This window comes from Sphingopyxis sp. GW247-27LB (genome assembly GCF_002277025.1).
GTDB lineage: Bacteria > Pseudomonadota > Alphaproteobacteria > Sphingomonadales > Sphingomonadaceae > Sphingopyxis.
Window position 1 is genome coordinate 586,848 of the sequence record NZ_NIWD01000008.1, and the last position, 12,365, is coordinate 599,212.

Sequence of the window (12,365 nt, forward strand, 5' to 3'; positions counted from 1 at the left end):
GCCGCGCAAGCTCAGCCGCCGAACATCGGCTGCGCGAGGCCCGGCACATCGACGCGGAAGGTGAAGAGGCCGCCCGCGTGCGGCTGCGCCTTGCGCTCCGCGTCGGTCAGATTCTTGCCCGCGCTGGTGACGAAGGCAGTCATGAGGTCGGCGCCGCCGAAGGCGATCATCGTCGGGCGCTGCACCGGAAGCTCGACCGTCTGGAGGAGTTCGCCTGCGGGCGACAGGCGCACGACGCGCCAGCCGTCCCACAGCGCCGACCAGTAGCAGCCCTCGGCGTCGACCGCGGCGCCGTCGGGGCGGCCGGCGCTGAGTTCGAACTGGTGGAAGATGCGCCCGTCGCTCAGCGTTCCGGCGGCGGCGTCGACGTCATAGGCGCGCACCGCATGGGTCGGGGTGTCGGCGTGGTAGAAGATGCGACCGTCGGGACTGAAGGCGGCTCCGTTGCTCGTCGTCACGCCGCCGAAGATTTCGGTCAGCGATCCGTCGGGATCGAGGCGATAGAGCGCCGCCCGCGGGTTCGCCTTGTCGCTCGTCAGGCTGCCGACCCAGAGCCGACCAAGGGCGTCGACGCAGCCGTCGTTGAAGCGCTGCTCGGGCTTGTCCGCCAGCGCAGCCTGGCCGAACGGGCGCGGCACGTCGCCCCAGGCGTCGATCAGCGCGCAGCCGTCCTCGAGCGCGGCGATGAGTCCGCCACTCGCGCGCGGCGCGATGCAGCCGACCTGTTGATCGAGGATCATCACCGCGTCGGCGCCCGTTGTCGGATCGGTGCGGTGGATTTCGCGGCCTTCGATATCGACCCAATAGAGGCACTGTTCCTGGGCGCTCCAGCGCGGCGATTCGCCGAGCAAGGCGCCGGCATCGAGAAGAAGGTCGACCATGTGCGGGGGTTTAGCGCGGGTGGTCGTCGCTGCCCAGCGCTCGACCACGGCTGCAATCCTATTCGTCGCCCCAGCCAAGATGAGATCATGTTGTTTGCAGATGTGCCGGTTGCCGACCCGCCCCTCTGTCTCGTCACCCCTGAACTTGTTTCAGGGTCCATGGCCTGCCGTTTTCTTCAACGCAGCGCGGAACGAGAGGTCCGGCCATGGATGCTGAAACAAGTTCAGCATGACGAAGTTGGAAATGGGCGGGCCTGCGCGGGGATGAAGCGATACACCGACTACGGCTTTTGCCTTCGCGGCGGCGACGCGAAAGAAGTTTCCCGCCGTAGCGTCATTTCTACTTGACGTGCACGTAAACGTAAGGTCTCTTGGCCACCGAAGATTGCGGCCGACTCTCCGCTCGCGTTCGGCTGCCTCCAAGGAAAGGAAGATGATGTCGCTCGATAACCTCTCGCGCACCGCCTACAACGAGGATCATGAGGCGTTCCGCGCGACGGTGCGCCAGTTCCTCGAAAAGGAAGTCGCGCCGAACGCCGCGCAATGGGCGGAGGACAAGATCGTCCCCAAGTCGATCTGGCCCAAGGCCGGCGAGATCGGCATGCTGTGCCCGACGGTTCCCGAAGCCTATGGCGGGCTCGGGCTCGACTTCGGCTATAATGCGATCGTCGACGAGGAAAGCGCCTATTACGGCCGCGCGACGACGGGCTTCTCGCTCCAGTCGGACATCGTCACCAGCTACATCGTCAAATATGGCAGCGAAGAGCAGAAGAAGCACTGGCTGCCCAAGATGGTCTCGGGCGAGGTGATCACCGCGATCGCGATGACCGAGCCAGGCACCGGCTCCGACCTTCAGGGGATGCGGACGACCGCGAAGAAGGATGGCAATCACTATGTCATCAACGGGTCGAAGACCTTCATCACCAACGGGCAGAACGCCGACCTGATCCTCGTCTGCGTCAAGACCGACACCGAGGTGCAGCCGGCGTGGAAGGGCGTGTCGATCGTCCTCGTCGAGGCCGATCGCGAGGGTTTCCAGCGCGGCCGCAACCTCGACAAGATCGGGCAGGACGAGGCCGACACGTCGGAGCTGTTCTTCAACGACGTCCGCGTGCCGATCACCAACTGCCTCGGCGAAGAGGGGCAGGGCTTCATCTATCTGATGAGCGAACTGCCCCAGGAACGCCTGTCGATCGCAGTTTCTGCGCAGGCCTCGGCGCAGCGCGCCTTCGACGACACGGTTGAATATACCCGCGACCGCAAGGCGTTCGGCAAGCCGATCCTCGATTTCCAGAACAGCCGCTTCGTCCTCGCGGACCTCAAGGCAAAGTTGCAGGTCGGCTGGGCGCACCTCGACTGGGCGCTCGCGCGCCACATGAAGAAGGAGCTCACCCCCGAAGAGGGTGCCGCGGCGAAGCTGTGGCACACCGACCTCCAGTGGGAGGTGATGGACAAGTGCCTCCAGCTGTTCGGCGGATCGGGTTACATGAACGAATATCCGATCGCCCGCGCCTGGCGCGCGGCGCGCGTGACGCGCATCTTCGGCGGCACGAACGAGATCATGAAGGAACTGATCGGGCGGAAATTGTAACCCCGCCCGCTTGCGGGAGGGGCAGCGAGCTTGCTCGCTAGTCGCAGCGGGGTGGGCGATCTCACCCCCGGATGCTCGCTCCGCTCGCGCCCACCCCTAACCCCTCCCGCCTGCGGGAGGGGAACAGATGTGAAAGGAATTCCCCATGGCTACAGCCTATATCGTCGACGCCGTTCGCACCGCCGGCGGCCGTCGCGGCGGCCGGCTCGCCGGCACGCACCCCGTCGACCTCGGCGCCGCGGTGTTCGACGCGATCGCCGACCGCAATGATTTCGATACCTCGAAGATCGACGACGTCATCACCGGCTGCGTGTCGCAGGGCGGCCAGCAGACGATGGACCTCGGCCGCAACGCGGTGCTTGCGTCGAAGCTGCCCGACTCGATTCCCGCGGTCACCATCGACCGCCAGTGCGGATCGTCGCAGCAGGCGGTGCAGTTCGCGGCGCAGGGCGTGATGTCGGGGACGCAGGACATGGTGCTCGCCAGCGGCATCGAAAGCATGACGCGGGTGCCGATGGGCAGCGTCGCGACGCTGTTCATGAAGGAGGGGCTCGGCAATTATAAATCGCCGCGGCTCGAGGAAAAATATCCCGGCATCATGTTCAGCCAGTTCATGGGCGCCGAAATGATCGTCAAGAAGCATGGCTTCACCAAGGACGATCTCGACGCCTTCGCGCTCGAAAGCCACCGCCGCGCCATCGCGGCGACCGAGGCCGGCCTGTTCGATCGCGAGATCGTGCCGGTCGAGATCGAGACGGCCGAGGGCAAGCAATGGCACAAGGTCGACGAGGGCATCCGCTTCGACGCGACGCTGGAGAGCATCGCGGGGGTGAAGCTGCTCCAGGAAGGCGGCACGATCACCGCCGCGACCTCGAGCCAGATCTGCGACGGATCGTCGGCGGTGCTCGTCTGTTCCGAACAGGCGCTGAAGGACCACGGCCTGACCCCGCGCGCGCGCATCCATCATGTGTCGGTCACCGCGGGCGACCCGGTGATCATGCTCGAGGAGCCGCTGTTCGCGACCGAGCGCGCGCTCAAGAAGGCGGGGCTCAAGATCGACGATATCGACGTCTATGAAGTCAACGAGGCGTTCGCCCCGGTGCCGCTCGCGTGGCTCAAATATCTGGGCGCCGATCACGCGCGGCTCAACGTCCACGGCGGCGCGATCGCGCTCGGCCACCCGCTCGGTGCCTCGGGCGCCAAGCTGATGGCGACGCTGCTGAACGCGCTCGAAGCGCGCGGCGGCAAATACGGGCTGCAGACGATGTGCGAGGGCGGCGGCCAGGCCAACGTCACGATCATCGAGCGATTGTAACGATCTACGCCCTCCCCTTCAGGGGAGGGCAGCGAGACTTGGCAGCTTGCTGCCTAGTCGCAGCGGGTGGGGTCCATCGGCCTTGCTCTGCGCCGCGAAACCCCACCCCAACCCCTCCCCTGAAGGGGAGGGGCTTTAGTTAGGAGAAACCCATGAAACTCGATTCCACCATATCCGCCGTCGTCACCGGCGGCGCCTCGGGCCTCGGCGCCGCCACCGCCCGCGCGCTCGCCGCCAAGGGCGTCAAGGTCGCGATCTTCGACCTGCAGGAAGAAAAGGGCAAGGCGATCGCCGAGGAACTCGGCGGCGTCTTCTGCGAATGCAACGTCACCGACGACGCGTCGGTCGACGCGGCCTTTGAAAAGGCACGCGCCGCGCACGGCCAGGAGCGCATCCTCGTCAACTGCGCGGGCACCGGCAATGCGATCAAGACCGCGAGCCGCTCGAAGGAAGACGGCAGCATCAAGCATTTCCCGCTCGACGCTTTCAACTGGATCATCCAGATCAACCTCGTCGGCACCTTCCGCTGCATCGCGAAATCGGCGGCGGGCATGCTGACGCTCGACCCGATGGCGGACGGCGAGCGCGGCGCGATCGTCAACACCGCGAGCGTCGCGGCCGAGGACGGGCAGATCGGCCAGGCGGCCTATTCGGCGTCGAAGGGCGGCGTCGTCGGCATGACGCTCCCCATCGCGCGCGACCTCAATAACGAGAATATCCGCGTCAACACCATCTTGCCGGGCATCTTCGACACCCCGCTGCTCGCCGGCGCGCCGCAGAATGTCCGCGATGCGCTCGGTGCCTCGGTGCTCAACCCGAAGCGCCTCGGCAACCCCGACGAATATGCGAACCTCGCGCTCTGCATGATCGAGAACGGCTATTTCAACGGTGAGGACGTCCGCCTCGACGGCGGCATCCGCATGGCGCCGCGCTGATATGGCGAAACCGGAAAGCTGGCGGCTCGACGCCGCCAGCTACCCCGTCTGCGAAGAATTCCAGACGCGCTTTCAGGACATGGACATCAACGGCCACCTCAACAATGTGGCCTTCGCGGCGTTGTTCGAAAGCAGCCGCGTGTTGCTGAACCGCCGGGTGCGTCCGCTCGGCGAGCGGGCGACGAACGAGCGGACGATGGTCGCCGCGGTCGAGATCAACTATCTCGCCGAGGGGAATTTCCCCGACCCGGTCCGGATCGCGACCGGCATTGGCCGCATCGGCACGTCGAGCTGGACGATCGTCCAGGCGATGTTTCAGAACGGCGGCGCGATCGCGACCTGCGACACGGTGGTCGTGTGCCGCACCGACAATCAGGCGAGGCCGCTGCGCGCGGAGATTGTCGCCGAACTGAACGCGAATCTTGCCCGTCCGGGCTAGATTTCATCGGATGTCGAACGGGATGGCGAGCGCTCGAGTCTCCAGCCCGAAATAGCCCAGAGCAGCAGGCCGGCGAACAGTGCGCCGAAGATGAAGATCGAGACCCAGAATTTGCCGGGATTTTCGGCGAGGCTCGTCACATGACCCCGAAATGCAAATCGGCCGTCGATCACGTCGATGGCTAGGCCGGCCACCCCGATGAAACCTATCGCCCCAAGCAAAAATCGGCCAGCTCGAGGGCGAAGTTTCATTGCTCGCTCTACAGCTTCTTGTCCGCGTCGGGCACCGAGCGGATCAGGTCGCGCGCGAAGCCGATCAGCCCGATCTGGCGGCGGCGCTTCAGCCGCTCGGCGCGCAGGATCGCGCGCACCTCGTCGAAACAGCCATCGACATCGTCGTTGATCAGGACATAGTCGTAGCCGTCCCAGTGGCTGATCTCGTTCGCGGCGCGCTCCATGCGCGCGGCGATCACCTCATCGCTGTCGGTACCCCGCGACCGCAGCCGGCGTTCCAGCTCCTCCATCGTCGGCGGCAATACGAAGACGCGCACGACGTCGGGGCCGGCTTCCTGATAAAGCTGCTGCGCGCCCTGCCAGTCGATGTCGAAGAGCACGTCCTTGCCCGCGGCGAGCAGCGCCTCGACCGGCGCGCGCGGCGTGCCGTAACGGTGGCCGAAGACATGCGCCCATTCGAGAAACTCACCGTCGGCCGCCATCTTCTTGAAGGTTTCGGTGTCGACGAAGTGATAGTGGACCCCGTCGACCTCGCCCGGACGCGGCGGGCGCGTCGTCGCCGAGATCGACAGCGCGATGTCGCTGTCGGCGTCGAGCATCATGCGCGAGATGGTGGTCTTGCCCGCGCCCGAGGGTGAGGAGAGGACGAACAGGACGCCGCGGCGGTTCAGGTGGACGCTTTCGGTCATGCGCGCTATTCGCGCGGGGAAGGGCGGCGGTCAAGCGGGAAGGGGCGGCGATGACGCGAAACGGGTGGCTGGTCGCGGGCGCGCTGCTGGCGCTGCTTGCCATCATTCTGGTCGCGATGGGCCGCCCGCCGATCTGCCCGTGCGGGACGGTCAGCCTGTGGCACGGCGTCGTCCAGTCGAACCAGAACAGCCAGCAGATCGCCGACTGGTACAGCTTCAGCCATATCATCCACGGCTTCATCTTCTTGGGGCTTTCGCGCTGGCTGATGCCGCGCGCGCCGCTGTGGGCCGCGCTCGCGGTCGCGATCGGTATCGAGGGTGCGTGGGAAATCCTCGAAAATTCGCCCGTCATCATCGACCGCTATCGCGAGGTGACGATGGCCTATGGCTATTCGGGCGATTCGGTTCTCAACTCGGTGAGCGACGCCGCCTTCATGGTGCTGGGCTTCCTCGCCGCGAGCCGGATGCGCTGGTGGATGACGGTGGGGATCGCGATCTTCTTCGAACTATTCACGCTGTTCGCGATCCGCGACAATCTGACGCTCAACGTGCTGATGCTGGTTTCACCGATCGAAGCGGTGAAGGAATGGCAGGCCGGGTAAAATATATCGTCATTGCGAGTGAAGCGAAGCAATCCAGGGCGGTTTTCTCCACTCTGGATTGCTTCGCTTCGCTCGCAATGACGGAAGTGAGGTGGGGCCTCAGTGAACCGACGGACGCTTGCCGTTCGCCTCGACCGGAATCGCCGGAGGCAGCGCGTCGCCGATGCTCTGGCCGTCGGTTGGCGCGGTGCCGGCATAGCTGTCGACCACGCCCTCGCGGGCGAGCGTGGGGTCGGCGACATGCGCCGCTTCGGCTTCCTTGCGCATCTCGGCGCGTTCGGCCCATTTCTTGGTCAGATAGGCGGCGGCCGCGGTCGCCGCGAGCACCGCGTAGCGCTGCGGAAACAGGCGCCGCGCCGCGAACAGGGTGCCCGCGCCGATCACCGCGCCCGCGATGGGATGATTGCCCTTGCCGCGCCCGATCGCGCTGCCGAGCACGCCGCCGATGATCCGTCCCATCATCCTATCTCTCCTTCGCCCTTATCAATTCCCCGCGGAGCCATCGGGTTCCGGCCCGAGCATCGACCGCGGGTCGACGAGCCGGTCGAAGGTCGCGGCGTCGACAGCGCCGAGGTCGAGCGCCGCCTCGCGCAGCGTCGTGCCGCGCTCGTGCGCCTGCTTCGCGATCTTCGCCGCCTTGTCATAGCCGATTTCGGGGGCGAGCGCGGTGACCAGCATCAGCGAGCGGTCGACGAGTTCGGCAATGCGCGCGCGATTGGGCTCGATGCCATCGACGCAGCGGTCTGCGAAACCCTCCATGCCGGTCGCGAGCAGGTCGATCGAACGCAGGACGTTCGCGCCGATCAGCGGCTTGAACACGTTGAGTTCGAGGTGACCCTGCATCCCGCCGACAGTCACCGCCTGGTGGTTGCCGATCACTTGGCATCCGACCATCGTCAGCATCTCGCACTGGGTCGGGTTGACCTTGCCCGGCATGATCGAACTGCCCGGCTCGTTCGCGGGCAGGTCGAGCTCGCCGAGTCCGGCGCGCGGACCCGATCCCAGCAGGCGGATGTCGTTCGCGATCTTGGTCAGCGCGACCGCCAGCGTGTTGAGCGTCCCCGATAGATGGACGAGCGGATCGTTCGATGCGAGCGCCTCGAACATATTCTCGGCGGGCACGAAGGGGTGGTCGGTGATGCCTCGCAGCGCCGTGCAGAATTCGCCGGCGAAGCCCGCCGGCGAATTGAGCCCGGTGCCGACGGCGGTGCCGCCCTGCGCCAGGCGGTTGGTGCCATGGGCGATCGCCGGCTCGATCCGCTGTCCGGCGCGATAGAGCTGGTTCGCATAGCCCGAAAATTCCTGCCCCAGCGTCAGCGGGGTCGCATCCTGCAGATGGGTGCGGCCGATCTTGACGATATCGGCCCATTCGGCCGCCTTGGCGTCGAGCGCGCCGCGCAACCGGGCGAGCGCGGGGAACAGGCGGCGCGTCGCCGCGAGCGAGGCGGCGATGTGCATCGCGGTCGGGAAACTGTCGTTCGACGACTGGCCGCGGTTGACGTCGTCATTGGGGTGGACCGGCGATTTTCCGCCGCGCGTGCCCGTCAATATCTCGTTGGCGCGGCCCGCAATCACCTCATTGGCGTTCATGTTGCTCTGGGTGCCGCTGCCCGTCTGCCAGATGACGAGCGGGAACTGGTCGTCGAGCTGGCCCGCGACGACCTCTGCCGCCGCCCGTTCGATCGCATCGGCCTTGTCGGCGGGAAGTCCGTGGCGGCGGTTGACCCGCGCCGCGGCCTGCTTGACCAGCGCGAGCGCGTGGACGATCTCGATCGGCATCCGCTCGCGCGCGCCGAAGGGGAAATTCTCGATCGAACGCTGCGTTTGCGCCCCCCAATAGGCGTGTGCCGGCACCGCGATCTCGCCGATGCTGTCGCTCTCGATCCGCGTATCGCTCATCCGGCCAGCATCCTCGTCACCAACACCGCGCCCGCCCAGATCATCGCGATCAGGCCGAGCAATTGCCAATAGCCGCCTTCGCCCACCCGTCGCCGCAGCCACGCCGCGGCGAGCCAGACGAGCACGAGCGCCGGGGTCAGGATCAGCAGCGTGAAGCGCAGCAGCCCTTCGGCGATCTGGCCGTGCCGGCGGGTTTCGAAGATGGCATAGCCCTCGACACCCCACCAGAAGGCCGCGGTCAGCACCACCATCCCGGCGAGCGCCCAATATTGCCAGAAACGGCTGGGGGGCCAGGGAGGGCCCGTCATGCTATTTCCGCTTGCCGAAATCCACGGTCACGACGTTGGAGCCGTCCTCGGCCGAAACGTCGGGGCGGTCGTTGTCGGCCTCGTCGTGCGGTTCGGGGTCCTCGCTGTCGTCGCTGACCTGGAACTGCAGCCCGAAATCGACCGACGGATCGACGAAGGCGGTGATCGCCGCATAGGGAATGGTGAGCATCGACGGCGTCTGGTTGAACGACAGGCCGACGCTGAAATGATCGTCCTCGACCGTCAGGTCCCAGAAGCGGTTTTGGAGCACGATCGTCATCTCGTCGGGGAATTTGGCGATCAGATGCCCGGGAATCGCGACTCCGGGCGCCTGCGTCTTGAAGGTGATATAGAAATGATGTTCGCCGGGCAGGCTGTCGCTGCCCTCGATCTGCCGCAGCACGCGGCCGACCACGGCGCGCAGGGCATCCTGCACGATTTCATCATAGGGAATCAGGCTGTCGCGGACATCGTCACTCATGGCCGTGGGGGATGAACGCGGCGCGCGCGGCGGTCAAGTGGGGAGAGTCGCCTTGCAACGCGAAAAGTCGCTGCTATGGGGCGTCTCATGCGAACCGCCACTGTCCAGCGCACGACCAAGGAAACGGATATCGCGATCACCGTCAATCTCGACGGCAGCGGCGACTATTCGGTGTCCACCGGTATCGGTTTCCTCGACCATATGGTCGAGCAATTGTCGCGCCACTCGCTGATCGACATCGCGATGACGGTGAAGGGCGACCTCCATATCGACCAGCACCACACGGTCGAGGATTCGGCGCTCGCGCTCGGCGAGGCGGTGGCGAAGGCGCTCGGCGACAAGCGCGGCATCGCGCGCTACGGCGAAGCGCATTCGCCGATGGACGAAACGCTGACCCGCTGCGTCCTCGACATTTCGGGGCGCCCGCACTGCGTCTGGAAATCGGGCTTCTCGCAGCCGCGCCTCGGCGAGATGGATACCGAGCTGTTCCCGCACTGGTTCGCGAGCTTCGCGCAGACCGCGGGGATCACGCTGCACATCGAAACCCTCTATGGCGAGAACAACCACCATATCGCCGAGAGCATGTACAAGGCGCTGGCGCGCGCGCTGCGCGCCGCGGTGGAGATCGACCCGCGCAAGGGCGATGCGATTCCGAGCACCAAGGGGGTGCTATGATTCTCCCCTCCCGCTTGCGGGAGGGGTTGGGCGAGGGCCTGTTTCAGGCCGCCGCCACTAATCGGACATGCCCTCCCGTAACCCCTCCCGCAAGCGGGAGGGGAATTTGACCATCGCCCTGATCGACTATGGCGCGGGCAATCTTCGCTCGGTGCACAATGCGCTTGTTGCCGCGGGCGCCGAAGATGTCGCCGTGACCGCCGACCCCGATGCGGTGGCGAAGGCCGACCGGATCGTGCTTCCGGGGGTCGGGGCCTTCGCGGCGTGCATGAACGGCCTTTCGGCGATTCCCGGTCTCGTCGAGGCGATGGAGCGGCGCGTGCGCGGCGAGGGCGCGCCCTTTCTCGGCATCTGCGTCGGCATGCAGCTGCTCGCCGATGCGGGCGAGGAGCATGGGCGGCATGCGGGGCTCGGCTGGATCGGCGGCACGGTGCGGCCCTTCGCCCCGGCGCCGGGCCTGCGCATCCCGCACATGGGGTGGAACGACGTCGTCCCGACCTTCGCGCATCCGGTGATCGCGCGCGGTGAGGCCTATTATCTCCACGGCTATCATTTCGCCGAGGCCGCGCATGTCGCGGCGACGAGCGAGCATGGTGGGCCGTTTACGGCGGCGGTCGCCCGCGACACGATCGTCGGCGTCCAGTTCCACCCCGAAAAAAGCCAGGCCTATGGCCTCGCGACGCTCGAAAGGTTTTTGTCTTGGCGACCCTGACCATCTTCCCCGCGATCGACCTCAAGGGCGGGCAGGTGGTGCGGCTTGCCGAAGGCGATATGGCGCGCGCGACCGTCTATGGCGACGATCCGGCGGCGCAGGCGCGGCTGTTTGCTGGCGCGGGTGCGAGCCACCTGCATGTCGTCGATCTCGACGGCGCCTTCGCGGGCGAGAGCGTCAACGGGTCGGCGGTCGAAAGTATCGTCGCGGCCTTTCCGGGCAAGGTGCAGGTCGGTGGCGGCATCCGCGATCGTGCGGGGGTCGACCGCTGGCTCGCGCTCGGGGTCGAGCGGGTGATCATCGGCACCGCCGCGCTCAAGGACCCGGAGTTCGTCAAATCGGCCGCGCGCGACCTCCCCGGACGCATCGTCGTCGGCGTGGATGCGCGCGACGGGATGGTCGCGACCGAGGGCTGGGCCGATGTCTCCGACGTGCGTGTCGAGGATCTGGCGCGGCGGTTCGAGGATGCCGGGGTCGCGGCCCTGCTCTTCACCGATGTCGGGCGCGACGGGTTGCTCAGGGGCTGCAATGTCGAGGCGACGGTGGCGCTGGCGCGCGCGGTCGCCATTCCGGTGATCGCGAGCGGTGGGGTCGCGGGGATCGACGATATCCACATGCTGCGGCCGCATGTTGCCGACGGCATCGAGGGCGTGATCACCGGGCGGGCGCTCTACGACGGCCGGCTCGATCTGGCCGAGGCGATCGCGGCGGGAAATTCCCCTCCCGCTGGCGGGAGGGGCTAGGGGAGGGCATGTCGAAAATGCTTCTCTCCCGAAACAGGCCCTCCCCCAACCCCTCCCATAAATGGGAGGGGGGTATATGACCGTCCGCGTCCGCGTCATCCCCTGCCTCGACGTCGCCGATGGGCGCGTGGTCAAGGGGGTCAATTTCGTCGACCTGCGCGACGCGGGCGATCCGGTCGAGGCGGCGCGCGCCTATGACGCCGCGGGCGCCGACGAGCTTTGCTTTCTCGACATTTCGGCGAGCCACCAGGGGCGCGGCACGCTGCTCGACATGGTCAGCCGCACCGCCGAGGTCTGCTTCATGCCGCTGACCGTCGGCGGCGGGGTGCGCAGCGCCGAGGATGCGCGCGCGCTGCTGCTGGCGGGCGCCGACAAGGTGGCGGTGAACAGCGCCGCGGTCGCGCGACCCGAACTCGTCGCCGATATCGCCGACCGCTTCGGCAGCCAATGCGCGGTCGGCAGTATCGACGCGCGCCGCGTCGAAGAGGGCCGCTGGGAAATCTTCACCCACGGCGGACGCAAGCCCACGGGGATCGACGCGGTCGAGCATGCGATGCGGCTCGCGGCGCTCGGCGCCGGGGAACTGCTGGTGACCAGCATGGACCGCGACGGCACCAAGGACGGCTACGACCTCGCGCTCACCCGCGCGATCGCCGATGCGGTGAGTGTGCCGGTGATTGCGAGCGGCGGCGTCGGCAACCTCGACCATCTGGTCGCGGGCGTGATCGAGGGCGGCGCGAGCGCGGTGCTCGCCGCGAGCATCTTCCACTTCGGCGAGGCGACGATCGCCGAGGCGCATGCGCGGCTCGCCGCTGCGGGATTGCCGGTGCGATCGCATTAACTTTCTACCAAAAAATGCCGC

17 protein-coding genes are annotated in these 12,365 nt (G+C 66.8%); 10 read left to right on the top strand and 7 right to left on the bottom strand.

Annotated elements, in window-relative coordinates; translation table 11 throughout:
• Positions 1-11: 11 nt before the first annotated feature.
• Positions 12-929: an SMP-30/gluconolactonase/LRE family protein gene (locus CD928_RS10295; RefSeq protein ID WP_255247107.1), complete on the bottom strand. Its 918-nt coding sequence runs from the start codon at positions 927-929 to the stop codon at positions 12-14.
• Positions 930-968: 39 nt separating this feature from the next.
• Here CD928_RS10295 and CD928_RS23015 point away from each other — a divergent pair, with 39 nt between their 5' ends.
• The 5 genes from CD928_RS23015 to CD928_RS10315 all read left to right on the top strand — a co-directional run bounded on the left by CD928_RS23015 (position 969) and on the right by CD928_RS10315 (position 5,161).
• Complete coding sequence (locus CD928_RS23015; RefSeq protein ID WP_141237133.1) at positions 969-1,229, top strand: hypothetical protein; 261 nt, start codon at positions 969-971, stop codon at positions 1,227-1,229.
• 88 nt (positions 1,230-1,317) lie between these two features.
• A complete protein-coding gene (locus tag CD928_RS10300) occupies positions 1,318-2,472 on the top strand; it encodes an acyl-CoA dehydrogenase family protein (RefSeq protein WP_095387382.1) in 1,155 nt (384 codons plus the stop codon).
• A gap of 145 nt (positions 2,473-2,617) precedes the next feature.
• Positions 2,618-3,787, top strand: a complete 1,170-nt coding sequence (locus tag CD928_RS10305) for an acetyl-CoA C-acetyltransferase (RefSeq protein ID WP_095386973.1) — start codon at positions 2,618-2,620, stop codon at positions 3,785-3,787.
• A 152-nt stretch (positions 3,788-3,939) separates the two neighbouring features.
• Positions 3,940-4,722 (top strand): SDR family NAD(P)-dependent oxidoreductase, encoded by a 783-nt coding sequence (locus tag CD928_RS10310; RefSeq protein ID WP_095386974.1) that lies wholly within the window; start codon positions 3,940-3,942, stop codon positions 4,720-4,722.
• Position 4,723: 1 nt separating this feature from the next.
• Positions 4,724-5,161, top strand: coding sequence for a thioesterase family protein (locus tag CD928_RS10315; protein ID WP_095386975.1), 438 nt, complete (start codon positions 4,724-4,726; stop codon positions 5,159-5,161).
• Here the strand turns inward: CD928_RS10315 and CD928_RS10320 are convergent.
• Positions 5,158-5,412, bottom strand: a complete 255-nt coding sequence (locus CD928_RS10320) for a hypothetical protein (RefSeq protein WP_141237134.1) — start codon at positions 5,410-5,412, stop codon at positions 5,158-5,160. The genes CD928_RS10315 and CD928_RS10320 overlap by 4 nt on opposite strands.
• Before the next feature lie 8 nt (positions 5,413-5,420).
• Complete coding sequence (gene gmk, locus CD928_RS10325) at positions 5,421-6,083, bottom strand: guanylate kinase (RefSeq protein ID WP_095386977.1); 663 nt, start codon at positions 6,081-6,083, stop codon at positions 5,421-5,423.
• 50 nt (positions 6,084-6,133) lie between these two features.
• On the opposite strand from gmk, the gene CD928_RS10330 reads away from it, so the two are divergent.
• Entirely contained in the window at positions 6,134-6,685 is a 552-nt protein-coding gene (locus tag CD928_RS10330) for a DUF2585 domain-containing protein (RefSeq protein WP_095386978.1), read from the top strand.
• A 99-nt stretch (positions 6,686-6,784) separates the two neighbouring features.
• On the opposite strand, the gene CD928_RS10335 is transcribed toward CD928_RS10330, so the two are convergent.
• From CD928_RS10335 to CD928_RS10350, 4 genes are read right to left on the bottom strand one after another with little or no spacing between them, the layout of a single operon-like run.
• On the bottom strand, positions 6,785-7,147 hold the full coding sequence (locus CD928_RS10335) for a hypothetical protein (RefSeq protein WP_095386979.1): 363 nt from the start codon (positions 7,145-7,147) through the stop codon (positions 6,785-6,787).
• A 21-nt stretch (positions 7,148-7,168) separates the two neighbouring features.
• Entirely contained in the window at positions 7,169-8,584 is a 1,416-nt protein-coding gene (gene fumC / locus CD928_RS10340) for a class II fumarate hydratase (protein ID WP_095386980.1), read from the bottom strand.
• The gene (locus CD928_RS10345; RefSeq protein ID WP_095386981.1) at positions 8,581-8,892 is read right to left on the bottom strand and encodes a hypothetical protein; all 312 of its coding nucleotides are present in this window, start codon (positions 8,890-8,892) and stop codon (positions 8,581-8,583) included. Before CD928_RS10345 ends, fumC begins: the two co-directional genes overlap by 4 nt.
• A 1-nt stretch (position 8,893) precedes the next feature.
• Positions 8,894-9,373 (bottom strand): SspB family protein, encoded by a 480-nt coding sequence (locus CD928_RS10350; RefSeq protein ID WP_095386982.1) that lies wholly within the window; start codon positions 9,371-9,373, stop codon positions 8,894-8,896.
• Positions 9,374-9,460: 87 nt separating this feature from the next.
• Between CD928_RS10350 and hisB the strand changes: the two genes are divergently transcribed.
• The 4 genes from hisB to hisF all read left to right on the top strand — a co-directional run bounded on the left by hisB (position 9,461) and on the right by hisF (position 12,344).
• A complete protein-coding gene (gene hisB / locus CD928_RS10355) occupies positions 9,461-10,048 on the top strand; it encodes an imidazoleglycerol-phosphate dehydratase HisB (RefSeq protein WP_095387383.1) in 588 nt (195 codons plus the stop codon).
• Positions 10,049-10,154: 106 nt separating this feature from the next.
• Positions 10,155-10,760 carry an imidazole glycerol phosphate synthase subunit HisH gene (gene hisH / locus CD928_RS10360; RefSeq protein WP_095386983.1) on the top strand — a complete coding sequence of 202 codons (606 nt, stop codon included), beginning with the start codon at positions 10,155-10,157 and terminating at the stop codon, positions 10,758-10,760.
• Positions 10,748-11,503, top strand: coding sequence for a 1-(5-phosphoribosyl)-5-[(5-phosphoribosylamino)methylideneamino]imidazole-4-carboxamide isomerase (gene hisA, locus CD928_RS10365; RefSeq protein WP_095386984.1), 756 nt, complete (start codon positions 10,748-10,750; stop codon positions 11,501-11,503). The genes hisH and hisA overlap by 13 nt, the downstream gene beginning before the upstream one ends.
• Positions 11,504-11,579: 76 nt before the next feature.
• The gene (hisF, locus tag CD928_RS10370) at positions 11,580-12,344 is read left to right on the top strand and encodes an imidazole glycerol phosphate synthase subunit HisF (RefSeq protein ID WP_095386985.1); all 765 of its coding nucleotides are present in this window, start codon (positions 11,580-11,582) and stop codon (positions 12,342-12,344) included.
• Positions 12,345-12,365: the final 21 nt, after the last annotated feature.

What these genes read in the sequence shown, in the direction of transcription:
- CD928_RS23015 (WP_141237133.1), top strand. Translation starts at nt 969, where the DNA reads ATGTTGTTTGCAGATGTGCCGGTTGCCGACCCGCCCCTCTGTCTCGTC.
- CD928_RS10300 (WP_095387382.1), top strand. Translation starts at nt 1,318, where the DNA reads ATGTCGCTCGATAACCTCTCGCGCACCGCCTACAACGAGGATCATGAG.
- CD928_RS10305 (WP_095386973.1), top strand. Translation starts at nt 2,618, where the DNA reads ATGGCTACAGCCTATATCGTCGACGCCGTTCGCACCGCCGGCGGCCGT.
- CD928_RS10310 (WP_095386974.1), top strand. Translation starts at nt 3,940, where the DNA reads ATGAAACTCGATTCCACCATATCCGCCGTCGTCACCGGCGGCGCCTCG.
- CD928_RS10315 (WP_095386975.1), top strand. Translation starts at nt 4,724, where the DNA reads ATGGCGAAACCGGAAAGCTGGCGGCTCGACGCCGCCAGCTACCCCGTC.
- CD928_RS10320 (WP_141237134.1), bottom strand. Translation starts at nt 5,412, where the DNA reads ATGAAACTTCGCCCTCGAGCTGGCCGATTTTTGCTTGGGGCGATAGGT.
- gmk (WP_095386977.1), bottom strand. Translation starts at nt 6,083, where the DNA reads ATGACCGAAAGCGTCCACCTGAACCGCCGCGGCGTCCTGTTCGTCCTC.
- CD928_RS10330 (WP_095386978.1), top strand. Translation starts at nt 6,134, where the DNA reads ATGACGCGAAACGGGTGGCTGGTCGCGGGCGCGCTGCTGGCGCTGCTT.
- CD928_RS10335 (WP_095386979.1), bottom strand. Translation starts at nt 7,147, where the DNA reads ATGATGGGACGGATCATCGGCGGCGTGCTCGGCAGCGCGATCGGGCGC.
- fumC (WP_095386980.1), bottom strand. Translation starts at nt 8,584, where the DNA reads ATGAGCGATACGCGGATCGAGAGCGACAGCATCGGCGAGATCGCGGTG.
- CD928_RS10345 (WP_095386981.1), bottom strand. Translation starts at nt 8,892, where the DNA reads ATGACGGGCCCTCCCTGGCCCCCCAGCCGTTTCTGGCAATATTGGGCG.
- CD928_RS10350 (WP_095386982.1), bottom strand. Translation starts at nt 9,373, where the DNA reads ATGAGTGACGATGTCCGCGACAGCCTGATTCCCTATGATGAAATCGTG.
- hisB (WP_095387383.1), top strand. Translation starts at nt 9,461, where the DNA reads ATGCGAACCGCCACTGTCCAGCGCACGACCAAGGAAACGGATATCGCG.
- hisF (WP_095386985.1), top strand. Translation starts at nt 11,580, where the DNA reads ATGACCGTCCGCGTCCGCGTCATCCCCTGCCTCGACGTCGCCGATGGG.